The organism is Streptococcus sp. FDAARGOS_256 (genome assembly GCF_002289235.2).
In the GTDB taxonomy this organism is placed as follows: Bacteria; Bacillota; Bacilli; order Lactobacillales; family Streptococcaceae; genus Streptococcus.
In genome coordinates this window covers 995737-1017288 of the sequence record NZ_NTGM02000001.1, presented here as the reverse complement: position 1 = coordinate 1017288, position 21552 = coordinate 995737, and the positions used below count along the sequence as shown (strand labels likewise).

Annotated in this window: 18 protein-coding genes and 1 tRNA gene; 14 read left to right on the top strand and 5 right to left on the bottom strand. The window is 41.0% G+C overall.

The window, feature by feature from the left end; translation table 11 throughout:
* Positions 1-35: 35 nt before the first annotated feature.
* The 5 genes from A6J84_RS05190 to A6J84_RS05170 form a co-directional block, all read right to left on the bottom strand.
* The gene (locus A6J84_RS05190) at positions 36-1118 is read right to left on the bottom strand and encodes a M24 family metallopeptidase (protein ID WP_095726188.1); all 1083 of its coding nucleotides are present in this window, start codon (positions 1116-1118) and stop codon (positions 36-38) included.
* A gap of 127 nt (positions 1119-1245) precedes the next feature.
* Entirely contained in the window at positions 1246-2028 is a 783-nt protein-coding gene (gatD, locus tag A6J84_RS05185; RefSeq protein ID WP_095726187.1) for a lipid II isoglutaminyl synthase subunit GatD, read from the bottom strand.
* Positions 2028-3371 carry a lipid II isoglutaminyl synthase subunit MurT gene (gene murT / locus A6J84_RS05180; RefSeq protein ID WP_095726186.1) on the bottom strand — a complete coding sequence of 448 codons (1344 nt, stop codon included), beginning with the start codon at positions 3369-3371 and terminating at the stop codon, positions 2028-2030. The genes gatD and murT overlap by 1 nt, the downstream gene beginning before the upstream one ends.
* A 296-nt stretch (positions 3372-3667) precedes the next feature.
* Positions 3668-4423: a hypothetical protein gene (locus tag A6J84_RS05175; RefSeq protein WP_095726185.1), complete on the bottom strand. Its 756-nt coding sequence runs from the start codon at positions 4421-4423 to the stop codon at positions 3668-3670.
* Between the two features lie 602 nt (positions 4424-5025).
* Positions 5026-6342 carry an FAD-containing oxidoreductase gene (locus A6J84_RS05170; RefSeq protein WP_095726184.1) on the bottom strand — a complete coding sequence of 439 codons (1317 nt, stop codon included), beginning with the start codon at positions 6340-6342 and terminating at the stop codon, positions 5026-5028.
* A gap of 349 nt (positions 6343-6691) precedes the next feature.
* On the opposite strand from A6J84_RS05170, the gene A6J84_RS05165 reads away from it, so the two are divergent.
* The 14 genes from A6J84_RS05165 (at position 6692) to A6J84_RS05095 (ending at position 21123) form a co-directional block, all read left to right on the top strand.
* Positions 6692-8269: a DEAD/DEAH box helicase gene (locus A6J84_RS05165; RefSeq protein ID WP_084922025.1), complete on the top strand. Its 1578-nt coding sequence runs from the start codon at positions 6692-6694 to the stop codon at positions 8267-8269.
* A gap of 282 nt (positions 8270-8551) precedes the next feature.
* Positions 8552-9340: a GTP-sensing pleiotropic transcriptional regulator CodY gene (codY, locus tag A6J84_RS05160; protein ID WP_049518931.1), complete on the top strand. Its 789-nt coding sequence runs from the start codon at positions 8552-8554 to the stop codon at positions 9338-9340.
* Positions 9340-9915: a cysteine hydrolase family protein gene (locus A6J84_RS05155; protein WP_049518932.1), complete on the top strand. Its 576-nt coding sequence runs from the start codon at positions 9340-9342 to the stop codon at positions 9913-9915. Before codY ends, A6J84_RS05155 begins: the two co-directional genes overlap by 1 nt.
* Positions 9916-9995: 80 nt before the next feature.
* Positions 9996-10081: transfer RNA gene (locus A6J84_RS05150), tRNA-Leu, on the top strand.
* A 394-nt stretch (positions 10082-10475) separates the two neighbouring features.
* Complete coding sequence (locus tag A6J84_RS05145; RefSeq protein WP_095726183.1) at positions 10476-11753, top strand: ABC transporter permease; 1278 nt, start codon at positions 10476-10478, stop codon at positions 11751-11753.
* 118 nt (positions 11754-11871) lie between these two features.
* A complete protein-coding gene (gene vex2 / locus A6J84_RS05140; RefSeq protein ID WP_000173736.1) occupies positions 11872-12519 on the top strand; it encodes an ABC transporter ATP-binding subunit Vex2 in 648 nt (215 codons plus the stop codon).
* A 50-nt stretch (positions 12520-12569) separates the two neighbouring features.
* Entirely contained in the window at positions 12570-13949 is a 1380-nt protein-coding gene (gene vex3, locus A6J84_RS05135) for an ABC transporter permease subunit Vex3 (protein WP_084857089.1), read from the top strand.
* Positions 13950-14089: 140 nt separating this feature from the next.
* Positions 14090-14746, top strand: a complete 657-nt coding sequence (gene vncR / locus A6J84_RS05130) for a response regulator transcription factor VncR (RefSeq protein WP_049518934.1) — start codon at positions 14090-14092, stop codon at positions 14744-14746.
* Positions 14743-16071 (top strand): sensor histidine kinase VncS, encoded by a 1329-nt coding sequence (gene vncS / locus A6J84_RS05125; RefSeq protein WP_095726182.1) that lies wholly within the window; start codon positions 14743-14745, stop codon positions 16069-16071. Before vncR ends, vncS begins: the two co-directional genes overlap by 4 nt.
* A gap of 139 nt (positions 16072-16210) precedes the next feature.
* Complete coding sequence (locus A6J84_RS05120) at positions 16211-17092, top strand: class II fructose-bisphosphate aldolase (protein ID WP_001018995.1); 882 nt, start codon at positions 16211-16213, stop codon at positions 17090-17092.
* A gap of 128 nt (positions 17093-17220) precedes the next feature.
* Complete coding sequence (locus tag A6J84_RS05115) at positions 17221-18153, top strand: alpha/beta hydrolase (RefSeq protein WP_193756717.1); 933 nt, start codon at positions 17221-17223, stop codon at positions 18151-18153.
* Between the two features lie 370 nt (positions 18154-18523).
* Positions 18524-19516 carry an ATP-binding cassette domain-containing protein gene (locus A6J84_RS05105; protein WP_049518937.1) on the top strand — a complete coding sequence of 331 codons (993 nt, stop codon included), beginning with the start codon at positions 18524-18526 and terminating at the stop codon, positions 19514-19516.
* Between the two features lies 1 nt (position 19517).
* Entirely contained in the window at positions 19518-20336 is an 819-nt protein-coding gene (locus A6J84_RS05100; RefSeq protein WP_095726180.1) for an ABC transporter permease, read from the top strand.
* 1 nt (position 20337) lies between these two features.
* On the top strand, positions 20338-21123 hold the full coding sequence (locus A6J84_RS05095; protein ID WP_095726179.1) for an ABC transporter permease: 786 nt from the start codon (positions 20338-20340) through the stop codon (positions 21121-21123).
* Positions 21124-21552: the final 429 nt, after the last annotated feature.

The following is a 21552-nucleotide window of genomic DNA, read 5'->3' as shown; positions in this document are numbered from 1 at the left end:
AGCTCAATAAGCTGACTTTTTGCTTGTCTCTAAGTTTAATCAAAATAAAGCAAATCTTTGCTGGTGTTGGTAAAGAGGTCAAATCCATCCTTAGTGACAACACCACAGTCTTCGATACGAACACCGACTTTACCAGGGATATAGATACCTGGTTCAACAGAGAAGCACATGCCTTCTTCGATGACCATGTCATTTCCTTCCATGATAGATGGGAATTCGTGGACATCCATACCGATACCGTGACCGAGACGGTGGTTAAAGTACTCACCGTAACCAGCTTTTTCGATGACTTCACGGGCAGCGCGGTCTACTTCATGAGCAGTCACACCAGGTTTGATAAAGTCAAGAGCAGCTTGTTGGGCTTCAAGGGTCAAGTTGTAAATATCTTTCTTGAATTGGTCTGGTTTGCCGACAGCGACTGTACGAGTCATGTCTGAGGCGTAGCCATTGACCATAACACCGAGGTCAAAGAGGAGAAGGGCGTCTTTTTCGACCTTGTTTGCACCAGGAATTCCGTGTGGATTTGCAGCATTATCACCAGTCAAGACCATGGTATCAAAACTCATTTCATAGCCTTCACGTTTTAAGGCGAAGTCGATTTGTGCGATAATATCTGTCTCTGTTTTATCAAGAGAGATATTGTCAAAACCAACCTTGACAGCCTTGTCCGCATAGAGTCCTGCAACCATCATTTTTTGAACTTCGTCAGCTGATTTGATGAGGCGCATGCGTTGGATACGAGGAGTGAGGTTTTCAAACTCAGCAGTTTCAAAGACCGTTTTCAAGCCATGATATTTTGTCAAGATAAGATTGTCAAACTCGACAGCGACACGTTTGAAGTCAAGCTGTGGAAGAGCATCTTTCATTTTTTGCCATGGATTTTCAGAATCTACATAGCCCACAACTGGGAAGGAAACAGTGCTGCTTGCACGCTCCACTTCAAGGGCTGGGACGAAGAGAAGAGGTTCCTGATTTGCTAGGACAAAGAGGAACATTTGGCGTTCATGGGGATCACTGTAAAAGCCAGTGAGGTAATTGATTGTGACGGGGTCAGATACGACAGCGACGTCTAGTTTTTCTGATTCAAGATATGTTAGGATTTGTTGTAATTTAGACATATGCTACCTTCTTTCTACCCCTCTATTTTGGCAAAAAAAGAGAGAAAATGCAAGGGAGAAGGGTAAAAGAACAGACAAAAAGAACTCCGACAAGATAACGGAGTTCTTTGGTCTAGTTTTCCTTAGTTTAAGAAAAGTCAGCCTTGCTTTTGACGTCGCTGTATTCTTCAGCGATTTCTTGGCTGAGAATGTCCTCATAGGCAGGGAGCTGGATGTCCTGTCCGTATTTTTTCTTGAGAGCAGTAGTGACTAAGCGATAAGCTAGATTGGCATTACGAGAGAGGATAGGCCCGTGGAAGTAGGAACCAAAGACATTCTTGTAATGAACCCCTTCGCCGATCTTTTCTTCGTTGTTTCCATTTCCATAGATAACCAATCCCAGTGGTTTTTGGTCATCTGAGAGGAAGGTACGGCCCTGGTGATTCTCAAATCCATAGTAGGTTTCATCGAAGTCTTCATTGTGAATTTTGATGTCACCGATAAAGCGATTATTGGTCTGGTTGAGGGTGTAGTGGCCCATGACACCGAGCCCTTCGATGCGTTTCCCTGAAGCCTCAACATAATATTGCCCCAATAGTTGGAAACCACCGCAGATAGCGAGAACTACTCCGTCGTTTTGGATGTAGTTGTCAATGCTCTCTTTTTTAGCAGGTAGGTCGTCTGCAATGATGCTCTGTTCAAAGTCTTGACCACCGCCGAAAAAGGCAATATCATAGTGATTTTCATCAAATTTATCATGAAGAGAAACGATGTCAACCGTCACATGTGCCCCCAGTTTTTCAGCCACATACTTGAGCATGAGGATGTTTCCATTGTCCCCATAGGTATTCATGAGGTTTCCATAGAGGTGGGCGATGTTGAGCTGATAAGGGTAGTTGCCAGCTTTTGAGGAAAGTGAAGTATAAACCATTAGTTCATCTCCTTTCTAACAATCTGACGACTAGCCAGCAGTTCGCGGAATTCAAGCATAGCAGTATAGGTAGCCAGGATATAGGCATGCTTACAATCTTGGTTCTCAATGGTTTTGAGAACTTGCTCCAGATTGCTTGTCTCAGTGATTTTATCAGCTGGATAGCCAGTCACTCGTAAACGGCGAGCGATTTCAGAATGACGAACACCGCCAGCGTTGATTTCAGGAATGTCCATGTCAGTGATTTGTTCAAAGTCAGCATCCCAGATCCAGCTAGTGTCAATTCCGTCTGCATAGTTGGCATTGAGGAGGACAGATAGGCTAAATGGATAAGGAGCTAGTTTAATCATCTCGATGGCTTGAGTTGCACCGACTGGATTTTTAATCAAGACAAGGGTGCATTCCTTATCACCGATATGGAAGGTTTCCTGGCGTCCAAAGACAGCACGGCTCTTGTCAAATCCTTGCTTGATCCGTTGCGAATCTGCGCCAAGGAAACGGGCAATAGCAACTGCAGCAAGGGCATTGTAGATATTATAGAGTCCACCGATTTGGATGCCGTATTCTTGGCCGTCGATGATAAAGCGAGAACGATTGTTGGTCAACTCAACCAGTTCTGTCAGACGGTAGTCCAAGTCAGGTCGTTTGCAACCACAATTTTCACAGATATAGGCACCCAAGTTGGCATAGGTATTGTGCTCATATTTGAGGATGCCTTGACAGTCAGGGCAGAGAATCCCTTCGGTATTGTAGTGAGCCAGTTGGGCTGGTCCTTTTTCCAAGTCAAAACCAAAATACTGAACAGGATTTGGAATAGCTGGCTTGTAGAAAAGCGGACTGTCACCGTTGAGGAGAACTGTAGCCGTAGGCACTTTACGAATGGCATCCAAGATCATGTTATAAGTTGTGTAAATTTCACCGTAGCGGTCCATCTGGTCACGGAAAATATTGGTGATCACAAAAAGGCTAGGATGGATGTAGTCACAAATACGAGATAGACTGGCCTCGTCAATTTCGAGGACAGCAATGTTTTTCCCAGTTTTAGAAGATTTGGCAGTCAAGAAAGTTGTCGTAATCCCTGTGATCATATTGGCACCGCTTGGATTGGTCAGAACCTGACCATAAACCTCTTTTAAAATGCCGACAGTGAGGGCAGTTGTCAGGGTTTTCCCGTTGGTTCCAGTGACCACGACAATCTCGTAGTTCTTAGCTAGATGTTGTAAAATATCTTTATCAAATTGAAGGGCAAGTTTTCCTGGGAGAGTACTTCCACGGCCAAGACGGCTCAAGATGAAGTGAGATGAATGCCCAGCTAGGAGGCCCAAAGTAGTTTTTAATTTCATGTTTCTATTATATCATACTGCGCCCAGCAGTCCAATAACTAAAGTAACCTCTAAGATCAACTAAAGAAGTAACCTTAGAAGTGCTTTTTAGGTTCTGATTAAACCAAACCAATCAAATACAATATCTTTGGATTTGATAACTTTGGCAACTTTAAGAAATAAATCTTTCTCACTCTGAACATAAGAAAGGAGAGGACATCGATTATCCCCTACAGGTTTTAAAATTTCATTAATCCATTATAACTGACAAAGATACCTAGCTTTTGGGATTTAGATCATTTTTTGGAAAGTCTCTTTTATAATAAATTACGAATTTTTTCTTTTATAAATGCGTTAAGAGGATAGTGTTTATCAAGATATTCTAGGAGTGCCTGAGCAGATTCAGAAATTCGTTCGTAACCTTGCAAAAAGTGAGGCAATTGTTTGGCCTCGTTTGGATAACCTTTTTCAAATCTTCTGTTGCTGTTAAAAATATCTATAAAATCAGATTTAGAAGTTTTTTCCAAATTGATTAGTTCGGTCCAAAGCTTGACGGATCTGTTTTGGATGAAATCATAAGCAGCCAATTTTTCCCCTCGTTGATAGCGACCTAGTCCTATATATAGGTTGCATAAAATTTCTCCCAACAGCCATTCGCGGTCTCTATTTTCTTTTGATGGCAATCTTTGTGGCCGGCAGATTGTTTCATCAAAACCGACCTCCTTCCAGATAATCTTGCCTTCAGCGAAGGGAATGTTTACTAGTTCATGAGCTTCAAAGACAGCAAATTCACAAAAAACATCATCTTCAAATAGAACTTTATGTCCGTCTACTGTATTTTGGTAGTGAAATGCAATTGGTTCTAGATTACTTAACCAAGTTAGATCCTGGATATAGGCCTGCTTGTAGCCATCTTTTACAATAACAAAAAAATCCAAATCTGAGTATTGATCCAATCGGTCTCTTTCTACTCCGCAAGAACCAAGTGCCAGCAAAGCTAGTGCTTGTCTAGAATCTTTTAGAGACTGACCAATATCATCTAGTCTTTGTAACAGTAATTCTGTTTTATTCATAATCGTTACCTCATTATTTCTTGTTTACAGACATTATATCGTTAATGTTTTCGAAAGTCAATTTCATCCCATACCAAATATATACTAATGTAATATGGGATTTCTTTCGATATTTTTTACAATGATAAAGTTTAAACATTTTGCAGGGTATTGCTCATATTATCAAGAATGAAGAAATTTGAAGTATCCTTTGATTGATTAGAAAGTAATTCTTATCTTTAAAAAGATTAAATGATTTGGAAAATATTTGAGAAGAAAAAATATATCGACTTAGCCATCAATTTGCAAACGGTAAAACCTTTCCACAAACGATGAAAATACACATACGACCCGCGCAAAGAGTGGATAATTTATTAATTAGGCATGAAACAATCATTGCAAAATATACTTTTTAAATTACCCATAAAACGATGAGCTGAAGCGAGTTATTCAAAGTCATATGTATTGCTGATATTTGAAAGAGTGACCTGAGACTCAATATATAATTAGGACTGCTAAGTAAAGTTTGGATATTATCATAAAAGAAAGAAAAGACAGATTTGAGATTTCGTAGAAGCAAAAACAGCCCGACGAGGGCTGTTAGCTAACAAATCAGTCTCAACTTAAATCGCAAACAAGTCATTCAAGTTCTCAGCCAAGGTTGGGTGAGTGAAGATTTGTTTTGTGAAGTAAGTGTAAGGGATCTTGTTGTCCATGGCAACAGTGATAATGTTGATGATTTCTTGAGAACCTTCTGAGAAGATGCTTGCTCCAAGAATTTCTTTTGTTTCAGTGTTGACAACTGCTTTGAAGGCTCCGCGAAGGTCTCCGTTTACGTGACCACGAGGCATGGCAGCAACAGGGATTTCCTTCACTGCGTATGGAAGTTTCAAATCAGCTGCTTGGCTTTCCGTCAAACCAACTTGTGAAAGTGCAGGTGTGATGAACATGGTGTTTGGCACATTGAGACGGTCTTCAAGAGTGTAGCTGCCATCTCCAGCAAGGTAGCTGTAGACAACACGGAAGTCATCAAGTGAGATGTAGGTAAATTGAGGACCACCGTTGACGTCTCCAACTGCGAAGACACCAGGAACGTTTGTTTGACAATGTTTGTCTACTTTAATAGCACCACGTTCAGTTAGTTCAATATCTGTATTTTCAAGTTGAAGTGGTTCTACGTTTGGTTTACGTCCAGTTGCGTAGAGAAGGGCATCGAAACGGTAAGTTTCGTTTTCAGTTACGACAAGGACTTGGTCACCGTCGTTTTTGATTTCAGTAGTACGGATGTTTTGAAGCAATTCAATACCGTCTTCTTCCATGTATTGTTTAGCAAGAGCTGCGATGGAAGGTTCTGCACGAGGTAGGAAAGTATCCAAGGCATCTAGGACTGTAACTTTGCTTCCAAGTTTGTTGTAAAGACCTGCAAATTCAAGACCGATATTTCCGCCACCAAGGACACCAAGTTTTTCAGGCAATTTGTCCAAGTTTTGAATACCAGTCGAGTCAAAGACATTCTTACTTGTAGCAAGTCCAGGGATTGGCAAGACGTTTGAAACGGCACCGGTATTGATAACGATAGTTTCAGCAGTCAGTTCTTGTTTTTCATCACCAGCTTGGATTTCGATGACTTTGTTTGAAAGGAAGTGAGCTTCCGCATCAAAGATATCCACGCCTGTACCAGCAACAGTCGCATAGTTTTTACCGTTGAGGCGACTAGTGATGGTATTTTTGGTAGCAATGACTTCTTCAAAAGACAAATCTTTCTCAGCAGCAACTAGCAAGGTTTTAGTTGGGATACAACCAATGTTGATACAAGTTCCGCCGTACATAGCCTTACTACGTTCGATAAGGGCAACTTTTTTGCCAGCTGAAGCTAATTTACCAGCTAGTGTTTTCCCAGCCTTACCAAATCCGATAACGATTAAATCATATGTTAACATTTATAGTCCTCCTATTCGATTTTCATTCTAGCATAAGAAAACACTTTTTGCACAAATCTGCTACGGGAAATGGAGTGAGTTTGAAATGCTCCCTTCAAATCCTTTGAAAAACCAGTTTCAGGCCACTTTACTGTTAGAAAATCGTTTACATGATTTTCCTAAAGAATTCTACTATCTTTTGCTTCTCTCTTGTGTTATACTAGATAGGTTGCAAAGAAACTCGTACTTTTCTTTCGTGGAAAAGAAGCAACACGGTATCTCTTTTTTGTAGAAGATACGTCATGAAAAGAAAAGTATAAACTAAAGCCCTATAGGGTGGCTTCGCACCACCTTTAGAAAGAAGAATAACGTGAAATTTAATGAATTTAACTTGTCTGCTGAATTGCTAGCAGAGATTGAAAAAGCTGGATTTGTAGAAGCCAGTCCTATCCAAGAACAGACCATTCCATTGGCTCTCGAAGGAAAAGACGTTATCGGTCAAGCTCAGACAGGTACAGGAAAAACTGCAGCCTTTGGCTTGCCAACCCTTGAAAAAATCCGTACAGAAGAAGCGACCATCCAAGCCTTGGTTATCGCTCCAACTCGTGAACTCGCTGTCCAAAGTCAAGAGGAACTCTTCCGCTTTGGCCGTAGCAAGGGAGTGAAAGTTCGCTCAGTTTACGGTGGTTCCAGCATTGAAAAACAAATCAAGGCCCTTAAATCTGGTGCCCACATCGTGGTAGGAACACCAGGCCGTCTTTTGGACTTGATTAAACGCAAGGCCTTGAAATTACAAGATATTGAAACTCTGATTCTTGACGAAGCGGACGAAATGCTCAATATGGGCTTCCTTGAAGACATCGAAGCCATCATTTCACGTGTCCCTGAAAATCGTCAAACCTTGCTCTTTTCAGCAACCATGCCAGATGCTATCAAACGTATCGGTGTTCAGTTTATGAAAGAACCTGAGCATGTCAAGATTGCTGCCAAGGAATTGACAACAGAGCTGGTGGATCAGTACTATATCCGTGTTAAAGAACAAGAGAAATTTGATACCATGACCCGTCTCATGGATGTAGAACAACCTGAACTTTCTATTGTATTTGGTCGTACCAAACGCCGTGTGGATGAATTGACTCGTGGACTTAAAATCCGTGGCTTCCGTGCAGAAGGCATTCATGGTGATTTGGACCAAAACAAACGTCTTCGTGTCCTTCGTGACTTTAAAAATGGCAATCTTGATGTTTTGGTTGCGACAGACGTTGCTGCGCGTGGTTTGGATATTTCAGGTGTGACTCATGTCTACAACTACGATATTCCACAAGATCCTGAAAGCTATGTTCACCGTATCGGTCGTACAGGTCGTGCTGGTAAGTCAGGTCAATCCATTACCTTCGTAGCTCCAAATGAAATGGGCTACCTTCAAATCATCGAAAACTTGACCAAGAAGCGCATGAAAGGCCTTAAACCTGCAAGTGCAGAGGAAGCCTTCCAAGCTAAAAAGCAAGTGGCGCTCAAGAAAATCGAACGTGATTTCGCAAATGAAGAAATTCGTTCCAACTTTGAGAAATTTACTAAAGACGCTCGTAAGTTGGCTGCTGAATTTAGTCCAGAAGAATTGGCTATGTATATCTTGAGTCTGACTGTTCAAGACCCTGACAGCCTACCAGAAGTTGAGATTGCACGTGAAAAACCACTACCATTTAAACCATCAGGTAATGGCTTTGGTGGAAAAGCTAAGGGAGGTCGTGGAGGCCGTCGTGGGGACGACCGTCGAGACCGTGATCGCCGTGGCAATGGTCGCCGTGATGATTTCAAAAAAGGCAGTCGTGGGAACGATCGTTTTGATAAAGACAGACGTTACCGTAATAAAGACAATAAAAAACCTCGCAATACTTCAAGCGAAAAGAAGACCGGCTTTGTTATTCGTAACAAAGGAGACAAATAGAAAAAAGCGATTCACACTGTGAATCGCTTTTATATATAAGGAGACCGATAGTAAAAGAAGATGGTGATAGTAAAGGATAGGTGAAACGGAAAGGGATTTATCATGTCATCTTCTTATAATGTTATAATATCAAAAACAAAATAGGATGTCAATAAAAAAATCGCTTTTTTTCTAAAATATTTTTGCTGTTCAAAATTGCAATTAAATAAGCAATTTTCAGATAATTATTGAAATAAAGACTTTTCTATGTTATAATGGAAGCGATTATATGCGAGGTAAAAAATGGCACATTTATTAGAAAAAACAAGAAAAATCACGTCTATTCTAAAGCGCTCAGAAGAGCAACTCCAAGATGAACTTCCTTACAATGCGATCACACGCCAGTTAGCTGATATTATTGATTGTAACGCTTGTATTGTGAATAACAAGGGACGTCTCTTGGGCTACTTTATGCGTTATAAGACCAATAATGACCGTGTAGAACAATTCTTCCAAACTAAAACCTTCCCTGACGTCTATGTACAAGGGGCAAACATGATTTACGACACGGAAGCAAATCTTCCTGTTGAACATGATTTGACTATTTTCCCTGTAGAGAGCCGTGCGGACTTTCCAGATGGTTTGACGACCATCGCTCCGATTCATGTATCAGGGATTCGCCTAGGTTCGTTGATCATTTGGCGCAATGATAAGAAGTTTGAAGATGAAGATTTGATCCTTGTCGAGATTGCGAGCACGGTTGTGGGAATTCAACTATTGAACTTCCAACGCGAAGAAGACGAGAAAAATATTCGCCGTCGTACGGCTGTTACCATGGCGGTCAACACCCTTTCCTATTCAGAACTTCGTGCTGTATCAGCTATTTTAGCTGAATTGGATGGAAATGAAGGGCAGCTGACGGCATCAGTTATTGCAGACCGTATTGGCATTACACGCTCAGTGATTGTCAATGCGCTTCGTAAATTGGAGTCTGCGGGAATTATTGAGAGTCGTTCATTAGGAATGAAGGGGACTTATCTCAAAGTTCTAATTGCTGATATTTTTGAGGAAGTGAAAAAGAGGGACTACTAATGGCAAAGGCTTTAATCTCGATTGACTATACAGAGGATTTCGTAGCAGACCATGGAAAGCTAACTGCTGGAGCACCTGCTCAAGCCATATCAGAAGCAATCAATCGCGTAACCAGACTGGCTTTTGAACGTGGGGATTATGTTTTTTTTACCATTGATGCTCATGAGGAGAAGGATACATTCCACCCAGAAAGTAAGCTTTTTCCACCGCACAACATCATCGGAACTAGTGGGCGTAACCTTTATGGCCCCCTAGCTGACTTTTATGCTGAGCATGAGGCGGATAGTCGTGTCTTTTGGATGGACAAACGTCACTATTCAGCATTTTCAGGAACGGACTTGGATATCCGTTTGCGAGAACGTCGGGTTGATACTGTTATCTTAACAGGTGTTTTGACGGATATTTGTGTTCTTCATACGGCTATTGATGCCTATAATTTAGGTTATCAAATCGAGATTGTCAAGCCTGCGGTTGCCTCTATTTGGCCAGAAAATCATCAGTTTGCTCTTGGGCATTTTAAGAACACATTGGGAGCAAAATTACTAGATGAAAACCTTGCTGAAATTGAACTATAAGACTGTTGGAAAAATGAAAAAAATCTGAAAAAAGTGTTGACAAAGATTTTGAAAGTTGATATACTAGTAAAGTAATCGACGCGGGGATGGCGGAATTGGCAGACGCGCAGGACTAAGGATCCTGTGACCGCTTTAGGTCGTGAGGGTTCAAGTCCCTCTCTCCGCATAGGATAAGAGTTAGCTTTGGCTAGCTCTTTTTTCTTTTTACAAAGAAGATTAGAGGCTACGTTTCCTATATCGAAAAATATTGGTATCAAGAACAGTCATTGTATCAGAACATTTAAACTGAGTTTTCCATTTCATTCTATCAAGAATATCCTCAAACACTAGTCAGAAAATGAAGAACTTAGGAAATGGAAAAATACTAATCAGAAAGACGTGACTATCATTTTTAAAATGAAGTAGATTTTTGATTGGTATTATTTTTCCTTATATAAGAAGGAAAGTTAGCGTTTGCTATCTTTTTTGTTTTTTTCAAAAAATAAATCAAAAAATTTTTCGATTTCATAAATATTTCATATTTGGATTTTATAATAGTCTTACAAATATGGAGGTGACAAATGAATCCAATCCAAAGAGCTTGGGCTTATGTCAGCAGAAAACGACTGAGAAGTTTTATTTTATTTCTGATTTTATTTGTCCTTTTAGCAGGAATTTCAGCCTGTTTGACTCTGATGAAGTCCAACAAAACAGTAGAAAACAATCTTTACAAATCACTCAATACATCTTTTTCTATCAAAAAGATAGAAAATGGACAGACCTTCAAGTTGTCTGACCTAGCATCCGTGAGCAAGATTAAGGGACTGGAAAATGTCTCTCCTGAACTTGAGACGGTCGCAAAACTGAAAGACAAGGAAGCGGTGAGTGGTGAGCAGAGCGTAGAACGTGATGATTTGTCAGTTGCAGACAAGAACTTGGTTAGCTTAACGGCTCTCGAGGATTCATCCAAGGATGTCACCTTTACCAGTTCGGCTTTCAATCTAAAAGAAGGGCGACACCTTCAAAAAGGAGATTCCAAGAAAATCCTTATCCACGAAGAGTTGGCCAAGAAGAACGGTCTTTCGCTTCACGACAAGATTCGCTTGGATGCTGGTCAGTCAGAATCTGGAAAAGGGCAAACAGTAGAGTTTGAAATTGTCGGTATCTTTTCTGGTAAAAAACAAGAAAAGTTCACAGGCTTGTCTTCCGACTTCAGTGAAAACCAGGTCTTTACAGACTATGAAAGCAGCCAAACGCTTCTGGGAAATAGTGAACCGCAAGTCAGTGCAGCTCGCTTCTATGTAGAAAATCCTAAGGAAATGGACGGACTCATGAAGCAGGTAGAAAACTTGGCTTTAGAAAGTCAAGGCTACCAAGTCGAGAAGGAAAACAAGGCCTTTGAACAAATCAAAGACTCAGTGGCAACCTTCCAAACCTTCCTCACCATCTTCCTTTATGGGATGTTGATAGCAGGAGCAGGAGCCTTAATTTTGGTCTTGTCTCTCTGGTTGAGAGAAAGGGTCTACGAAGTGGGAATTCTTCTGGCACTTGGAAAAGGCAAGAGTTCGATCTTCCTCCAGTTCTGTTTAGAGGTAGTTTTGGTATCTCTCGGAGCTTTGCTTCCATCATTTGTTGCAGGAAATGCCATCACATCCTATCTACTCCAAACTGTACTAGCCAGTGGAGATCAGGCAACCTTACAGGACACGCTGGCCAAAGCAAGTGGTCTATCAACCAGTCTCCTATCCTTTGCAGAATCCTATGTCTTTCTGCTCCTGATTGGTTGCTTATCAGTAGCCCTTTGTTTCGTATTCTTATTTAGAAAATCGCCGAAAGAAATTTTATCATCTATTAGTTAATACTCTTCGAAAATCAAATTCAAACCACGTTAGCTTCGCCTTGCCGTACTCAAGTACAGCCTGCGGCTAGCTTCCTAGTTTGCTCTTTGATTTTCATTGAGTATAAGAAGGAGAAATCATGACTTTATTACAATTACAAGATGTTACCTACCGTTATAAGAACACTGCTGAGGCAGTTTTATATCAGATCAAGTATAATTTTGAACCCGGAAAATTTTATAGTATCATTGGTGAGTCAGGAGCAGGAAAATCAACTCTCTTGTCCCTGCTTGCTGGCCTAGATAGTCCTGTCGAGGGTTCTATCCTTTTCCAAGGAGAGGACATTCGGAATAAGGGGTATTCTTACCATCGCATGCACCATATTTCCCTGGTCTTTCAAAATTATAACTTGATAGATTATCTTTCTCCGCTGGAAAATATCCGCTTGGTCAACAAAAAAGCGAGCAAGGATACACTTCTTGAGCTTGGTTTGGATGAAAGTCAGATCAAGCGGAACGTTCTCCAGTTATCAGGTGGTCAACAGCAACGTGTAGCCATCGCTCGCAGTTTAGTCTCAGAAGCTCCAGTTATTCTAGCTGATGAGCCAACAGGAAATCTGGACCCTAAAACTGCTGGAGATATTATCGAACTGCTCAAATCACTTGCCGAGAAAACAGGTAAATGTGTGATCGTCGTCACTCACAGTAAAGAAGTGGCACAAGCATCAGATATTACACTTGAATTGAAGAATAAGAAACTTACTGAAACTCGCAATACTACAAAATAAGATGAGCTTGTTTTGATAGCATTATGAAATCAAATCTAGAAAGGGAACCTATGTTACACAACGCATTTGCCTATGTTACAAGGAAGTTTTTCAAATCGATTGTTATCTTCCTGATTATTCTCCTCATGGCGAGCTTGAGTTTGGTCGGCTTGTCGATCAAGGGAGCTACTGCCAAGGCTTCTCAGGAGACTTTTAAAAATATCACCAATAGCTTCTCCATGCAAATCAATCGTCGCGTCAATCAAGGAACGCCACGTGGTTCTGGGAATATCAAGGGTGAGGATATCAAAAAAATCACCGAAAATAAGGCCATCGAGTCTTATGTTAAACGCATCAACGCTATCGGTGATTTGACTGGATATGAACTCATCGAAACGCCAGAAACCAAGAAAAATCTCACTGCTGACCGAGCAAAACGGTTTGGAAGCAGCTTGATGATTACAGGTGTCAATGACTCCTCTAAAGAAGACAAGTTTGTCTCTGGCTCATATAAGCTGGTTGAAGGTGAGCATCTAACCAACGACGACAAGGACAAGATCCTCATGCACAAGGACTTGGCAGCTAAACACGGTTGGAAAGTCGGAGATAAGGTCAAACTAGACTCCAATATCTACGATGCAGACAATGAAAAAGGTGCCAAGGAAACAGTCGAAGTGACAATCAAGGGACTCTTTGATGGGCACAATAAGTCTGCAGTAACCTACTCACAAGAACTCTATGAAAACACAGCTATCACAGACATCCATACGGCGGCTAAACTATATGGTTATACAGAAGAAACTGCTATTTATGGGGATGCAACCTTCTTTGTAACAGCAGACAAGAACTTGGATGATGTCATGAAAGAGTTGAATGGCATCAGTGGTATCAACTGGAAGAGCTATACACTCGTGAAGAGCTCATCTAACTACCCAGCTCTTGAGCAATCCATCTCTGGTATGTACAAGATGGCCAACCTCCTCTTCTGGGGTAGCTTGAGCTTCTCAGTTCTTCTCCTTGCCCTCTTGCTCAGTCTTTGGATCAATGCCCGTCGCAAGGAAGTGGGAATTCTCCTCTCTATCGGTCTCAAGCAGGCAAGTATCTTGGGTCAATTTATCACAGAATCAATCTTGATTGCTATTCCTGCTCTCGTTTCTGCTTACTTCCTAGCCAACTACACAGCTCGTGCCATCGGAAATACTGTTCTTGCCAATGTGACTTCAGGTGTTGCCAAGCAAGCCAGCAAGGCAGCTCAAGCCTCTAACCTTGGTGGTGGTGCAGAAGTAGATGGCTTTAGCAAGACCTTGTCGAGCCTAGACATTTCCATTCAGACATCAGACTTTATCATCGTCTTTGTCCTTGCCTTGGTTCTAGTGGTTCTCGTTATGGCGCTTGCTTCAAGCAATCTCCTTAGAAAACAACCAAAAGAACTCTTGCTCGATAGCGAATAAAAAACTTGCTACCTATTCTCCCCTAAATGGGGTATAATATAGGTAGCATTTTTATGTATTTCATCTCCCTAAAGCCTTTCCTTTCAGGATGAAACAGGGATGATTTAAAAGAAAATTAAAGAAATGTGAAAGGTTTTTCTATGAAAATTTTAATTGTAGAAGATGAAGAGATGATTCGTGAGGGAATCAGTGACTATTTGACAGATTGTGGTTATGAGACCATTCAGGCTGCGGACGGCGAGGAAGCCCTAGAACAATTTTCCAGCTATGAAGTAGCACTAGTTTTACTGGATATCCAGATGCCCAAGCTCAATGGTTTAGAAGTCCTAGCGGAGATTCGTAAGACCAGTCAGGTTCCTGTTTTGATGCTGACAGCCTTTCAGGATGAAGAATACAAGATGAGTGCTTTTGCTTCTCTAGCAGACGGCTATCTGGAAAAACCCTTCTCCCTCTCCCTCTTAAAAGTGAGGGTAGACGCGATTTTCAAGCGCTACTACGATACAGGACGAGTCTTCTCCTATAAGGACACCAAGGTGGACTTTGAGAGTTACAGTGCAAGCCTCGCAGGTCAAGAAGTGGCCATTAATGCCAAAGAGTTGGAAATTTTGGACTATCTGGTAAAAAATGAAGGACGAGTCTTGACCCGCTCTCAGATTATTGATGCCGTCTGGAAGGTGACAGATGAGGTTCCCTTTGACCGTGTCATTGATGTTTACATCAAGGAACTGCGGAAAAAGCTAGACTTGGATTGTATCCTCACAGTGCGCAATGTTGGTTATAAATTGGAGCGAAAATGAAACGAACAGGTTTATTTACAAAGATATTTATCTATACCTTCTCGATTTTTAGTGTTCTGGTTATTTGTCTTCATTTAGCTATTTATTTTCTCTTTCCGTCAACTTATCTGAGTCATCGTCAGGAAACCATTGGTCAGAAAGCGACAGCCATTGCCCAATCCCTAGACGGAAAAGATAGGCAAAGCATCGAGCAAGTGTTGGACTTGTATTCCCAGAGCAGTGATATCAAAGGGGCTGTTAAGGGAGAGATGACCGAAGACAAGTTAGAAGTCAAGGACAACCTTCCTCTGGACACGGATCGCCAGACCACTTCCCTCTTTATCGAGGAGCGTGAGGTGAAAACGCAAGATGGTAGCACCATGACTCTCCAGTTTCTAGCTTCCATGGACTTGCAAAAGGAAGCAGAGCAGATCAGTCTCCAATTTCTTCCTTATACCTTGCTAGCATCCTTTCTGATTTCCCTCTTGGTGGCCTACATCTATGCTCGTACCATTGTTGCCCCGATTTTGGAAATCAAGCGGGTGACCCGTCGGATGATGGATTTGGATGCCCAAGTGCGATTGCGCGTGGATTCTAAGGATGAGATTGGTGATCTCAAGGAACAAATCAATAGCCTTTACCAGCATCTTTTGACTGTCATTGCGGACTTGCATGACAAGAATGAAGCTATTCTCCAGCTGGAGAAGATGAAGGTTGAGTTCCTACGAGGGGCTTCTCATGAATTGAAAACTCCACTAGCTAGCTTGAAAATCCTAATCGAAAATATGAAAGAAAATGTCGGCCGTTATAAGGATAGAGACCACTATCTTGGAGTTGCCTTGGGGATTGTGGATGACCTCAGCCACCACGTTCTCCAGATACTGTCTCTTTCTTCTGTTCAGGAATTGCGAGACGAGAAAGAAGAGGTCGACCTTCTTCAGATGACGCAAAGTCTGGTTAATGATTATGCTTTGCTCGCCAAGGAGAGAGAACTTCAGGTGGACATTAGCCTAACCCGTCAGCAAGCTTACATAAACCCATCTGTCATGAAACTGATATTATCGAATCTCATCAGCAATGCTATCAAGCACTCCACTCCAGGTGGCTTGGTTCATATCGGCGAGAGAGAAGGAGAAATCTTTATCGAGAATAGCTGTAGTCCTGAAGAACAGGAAAAACTGGCCCAGTCTTTTTCTGACAATGCTAGTCGCAAGGCCAAGGGTTCGGGGATGGGGATCTTTGTGGTCAAAAGTTTATTAGAACACGAGAAATTACCTTATCATTTTGAGATGCAGGGTGATCGATTGACCTTCTTCATACGTTATCCCAAAGTCACTCAAGACTAAAAGAAAGAAAGGGTTTACATTGATTGAGTTGGAAGAAATTCAATCTAAAGTATGGGAAAAACTAGCTTTTTTTATCAAAAAGTGATAAAATGAACAATGTAAATGGGATGTCCCAAAAAATATATAGGAGGCCTGACAAATGGCAATCGTTTCAGCAGAAAAATTTGTCCAAGCAGCTCGTGACAACGGTTATGCAGTTGGTGGATTTAACACAAACAACCTTGAGTGGACTCAAGCTATCTTGCGTGCAGCAGAAGCTAAAAAAGCTCCAGTTTTGATCCAAACTTCAATGGGTGCTGCTAAATACATGGGTGGTTACAAAGTTGCTCGCAACTTGATCGCTAACCTTGTTGAGTCAATGGGTATCACTGTACCAGTAGCTATCCACCTTGACCACGGTCACTACGAAGATGCACTTGAGTGTATCGAAGTTGGTTACACTTCAATCATGTTTGACGGTTCACACCTTCCAGTTGAAGAAAACCTTAAATTGGCTAAAGACGTTGTTGAAAAAGCACACGCTAAAGGTATCTCAGTAGAAGCTGAAGTTGGTACTATCGGTGGTGAAGAAGACGGTATCATCGGTAAAGGTGAATTGGCTCCAATCGAAGACGCTAAAGCAATGGTTGCAACTGGTATTGACTTCTTGGCAGCTGGTATCGGTAACATCCACGGTCCTTACCCAGCAAACTGGGAAGGTCTTGACCTTGACCACTTGAAGAAATTGACAGAAGCTCTTCCAGGCTTCCCAATCGTATTGCACGGTGGTTCAGGTATTCCTGATGACCAAATCCAAGCAGCTATCAAACTTGGTGTTGCGAAAGTTAACGTTAACACTGAATGCCAAATCGCATTCGCTAACGCAACTCGTAAATTTGCTCGTGACTACGAAGCAAACGAAGCAGAATACGACAAGAAGAAACTCTTCGACCCACGTAAATTCTTGGCTGACGGTGTAAAAGCTATCCAAGCATCAGTTGAAGAACGTATCGACGTATTCGGTTCAGAAGGTAAAGCGTAATCTAGCTGAACAATACAGATGAAACCTGCCCATCGGGTGGGTTTTTTGTGTCTGAATATATAGCGAATATACTGTAGAAGAACCAATCTTAAGTTGCTAAAAGGACCTATTTTTTGTACAATAATGCTATGAAAATACTGAAAAAATGGTTTCTTGGCATTCTTAGTTTCATTCTTTTGTTTTTACTCGCTACATTCATCTTTCACCGTATCAGTTTGGAAAAGGAAGAAGCCTCACTGACACCTATGGGGCAACAAGTTCTCGTCAATGGACATCAAATAAATGTTTACGTTGAAGGAGATGGTCTTGAGACTATTGTAGTTCTCTCAGGTGCTGGTATTGCTTCTCCTATATTGGATTTTAAAGAAGTATCGGAATCCTTATCGAAACAGTATAAAGTAGTCATCGTGGAGCGGGCGGGATATGGTTATAGTGATGATAGCAATTATTCAAGAGATGTGATGGAGGTTTTGTCTGAGACTCGCCAAGCTCTTTCGCAAGCAAATATCACAGGGCCGTTTATCATTCTGTCTCATTCCATGGCTAGTCTAGAGAGTTTGGCTTGGCAGGAGAAGTATCCTGATGAAGTGAAAGCCTTGATTGGTTTAGATTGGGCACTGCCGTCAAGTTATGAGAATTTAAAGGATAATCAGGCCTTGCTTACGTTGGCCTATTGTAGCAGTAAGATTGGGTTATTACGTTATTTCCCTGAGTCCTTTTATATAAAAAATCAAACTCTGATCGAAAGTGAACGAAAACAATATAAACTTCTAGCTTATAAGCAGTTGATGTCACAAGCTATGTTTCATGAATCCCAAACGGTAAAGGAAAATGCTAAGAAAGTTACTTCTAGCATCAATCCGAAAATTCCCACCTTATTACTGGTGTCTAACGGTGAAGGTACTAGCTTTAGCCAATCTGAGTGGCAACGTTATGCAGAGAGATTTGCAAGCGACCAGTCTAATGTTCAAGTCGTCTATATGGATGCGCCTCACGACCTCTATCATTATCAAAGTCATGAAATAGTTTCTCAGATTGAAGATTTTTTAAAGAGTAATTGATGGTTTAGAGATCATTTTAATTTTAGACAGATGACAATAATTAAATGCTGAAAGATTAACAGTAGAATCGTGAATTTTTTCGATTAAAAAAATTCTTTTTCTTACCAAAAACCCTGCCCATCGGGCAGGCTTTTTTTGATGTTTTAAGTAAACTACTAAACCAGAATTTTTGTTTAAAAGTATGATTTTAAGAGAGAAATCTCTAATTTCATAATCTATAGGCAAACGCTTGCATTCTAGTTTTTATTGGACTATAATAGGTTGGTATAAATCCTTCTGTAATAATATTGAGAAGGTGTAGAAAGCAAGGATTTAGAATATTTGTAGCCAAAAATACAATGTTGCTATTCCTTGCGACAGGGAGATAGACATGGCAATGATAGAAGTGGAACATCTTCAGAAAAATTTTGTGAAGACAGTAAAGGAACCGGGCTTGAAGGGAGCTTTGCGCTCCTTTATTCATCCTGAAAAACAGACCTTTGAAGCGGTCAAGGATTTGACTTTTGAAGTTCCCAAGGGGCAGATTTTAGGTTTTATCGGGGCAAATGGTGCTGGGAAGTCGACAACCATCAAAATGCTAACAGGGATTTTGAAACCGACATCTGGTTTTTGTCGGATTAACGGCAAGATTCCGCAGGATAATCGCCAAGATTATGTCAAGGATATTGGAGTCGTTTTCGGACAACGTACCCAGCTATGGTGGGATTTGGCTCTGCAAGAGACCTACACGGTTTTGAAGGAGATTTACGATGTGCCAGACTCGCTCTTTCACAAGCGCATGGACTTTTTAAATGAGGTCTTGGATTTGAAGGACTTTATCAAAGACCCCGTGCGCACTCTTTCACTTGGCCAACGGATGCGGGCAGATATTGCGGCTTCCTTGCTCCACAATCCCAAAGTTCTCTTTTTAGATGAGCCGACCATTGGTTTGGACGTTTCGGTCAAGGATAACATTCGTCGCGCTATTACCCAGATCAATCAGGAGGAAGAAACAACCATCCTCTTGACCACTCATGACTTGAGTGATATTGAGCAGCTCTGTGATCGGATTTTCATGATTGACAAGGGGCAGGAGATTTTTGATGGAACGGTGAGTCAGCTCAAGGAAACCTTTGGCAAGATGAAGACTCTTTCCTTTGAACTGGTGCCAGGTCAAAGTCATCTCGCTTCTCACTATGAAGGCTTGCCTGATATGACCATTGATAGACAAGGAAATAGCCTTAATATTGAATTTGATAGTTCCCGCTACCAGTCGGCTGATATTATCAAGCAAACCCTGTCTGATTTTGAAATCCGTGATTTGAAAATGGAGGATACGGATATTGAGGATATTATCCGTCGCTTCTACCGAAAGGAGCTCTAAGATGGTCAAATTTTGGAGACGTTATAAACCCTTTATCAATGCAGGGATTCAGGAGTTGATTAGCTATCGAGTCAATTTTCTTCTCTATCGGATTGGCGATGTCATGGGGGCTTTTGTGGCCTTTTATCTCTGGAAGGCAGTCTTTGATTCCTCGCAAGAGTCCTTGATTCAAGGCTTTAGTATGGCAGATATCACCCTCTACATCATCATGAGTTTTGTGACCAATCTGTTGACCAAGTCAGATTCTTCCTTCATGATTGGGGAGGAGGTCAAGGATGGTTCCATTATCATGCGCTTGTTGCGACCAGTGCATTTTGCGACCTCTTATCTCTTCACAGAGCTTGGATCTAAGTGGTTGATTTTTATCTCTGTTGGATTGCCATTTTTAAGTGTTATTGTCTTGATGAAAATCTTATCTGGGCAAGGTATTGTAGAAGTGCTGGGCTTAACTGTCCTTTATCTCTTTAGCTTAGCCCTAGCCTACCTAATCAACTTTTTCTTTAATATCTGCTTTGGATTTTCAGCCTTTGTATTTAAAAATCTATGGGGTTCCAATCTACTCAAGACTTCCATAGTGGCCTTTATGTCTGGAAGTCTGATTCCCTTGACTTTCTTTCCAAAGCTTGTTTCAGATGTTTTGTCCTTCTTGCCTTTTTCATCCTTGATTTACACTCCAGTCATGATCATTGTTGGGAAATACGAAGCTAGTCAGATTCTTCAAGCGCTTTTGCTTCAGTTTTTCTGGCTCTTAGTGATGGTGGGCTTGTCTCAGCTGATTTGGAAACGAGTCCAGTCCTTCATCACCATTCAAGGAGGTTAGTATGAAAAAATATCAACGCATGCACCTGATTTTTATCAGACAATACATCAAGCAAATCATGGAATACAAGGTTGATTTTGTGGTTGGTGTTTTAGGTGTCTTTCTGACCCAAGGTTTGAACCTCTTGTTTCTCAATGTACTCTTTCAACATATCCCCTCGCTTGAAGGCTGGACCTTTCAAGAAATCGCTTTTATCTATGGATTTTCCTTGATTCCAAAGGGATTGGATCATCTCTTTTTTGACAATCTCTGGGCGCTAGGGCAACGCTTGGTGCGAAAAGGTGAGTTTGATAAGTATCTGACTCGTCCTATCAATCCGCTCTTCCACATCCTAGTCGAGACCTTTCAGATTGATGCCTTGGGCGAGCTCTTGGTCGGTGGCATTTTACTAGGGACAACAGTATCAAGCATTGCTTGGACTCTTCCCAAATTCCTGCTTTTCCTAGTCTGTATTCCTTTTGCGACCTTGATTTATACTTCCTTGAAAATCGCGACTGCCAGCATCGCTTTTTGGACCAAGCAGTCAGGTGCTATGATTTACATTTTTTATATGTTTAATGATTTTGCTAAGTACCCGATTTCCATTTACAATTCCCTTCTTCGTTGGTTGATTAGCTTTATCGTGCCTTTCGCCTTTACAGCCTACTATCCAGCTAGCTATTTCTTGCAGGACAAGGATGGGCTCTTTAATATCGGTGGTTTGATGCTGATTTCCCTTATCTTCTTTGCAATTTCTTTAAAACTCTGGGATAGGGGCTTGGATGCCTACGAAAGTGCGGGTTCGTAAGAGATAAGATAGGATGAGAGTTAAAAATTAAATATGTTACAAACAACCGTTGAAAATTATAGCGGTTGTTTTTGCATGTTTATTAAGGCATAAATTCTATCCATACCCCTTTTTGCGATTTTGGTAGTTATTCCAGTTAATTGCTACTATTTTTGATGGTGTGAATGTGCTGATAATGTATCCCAGTTAACTACGAAAGTTTTGGGTATATATTTTTTAATGTACATTAAAAAAAAAATTAATGCGTGTTAATTTTTCTTGACTTAAAATTTTTTAATTGATATACTATTTTTCAGAGAGCTAACAATTATATATAAATGTACTACTCTATCCCACTAGATAATACGTCATAAAACTTTTTATAACAAAGGCTAGCAAGGTTAAAGTTTTCTATCTATTGGGTTTAAAATAAAAAATGAAGGAATTATA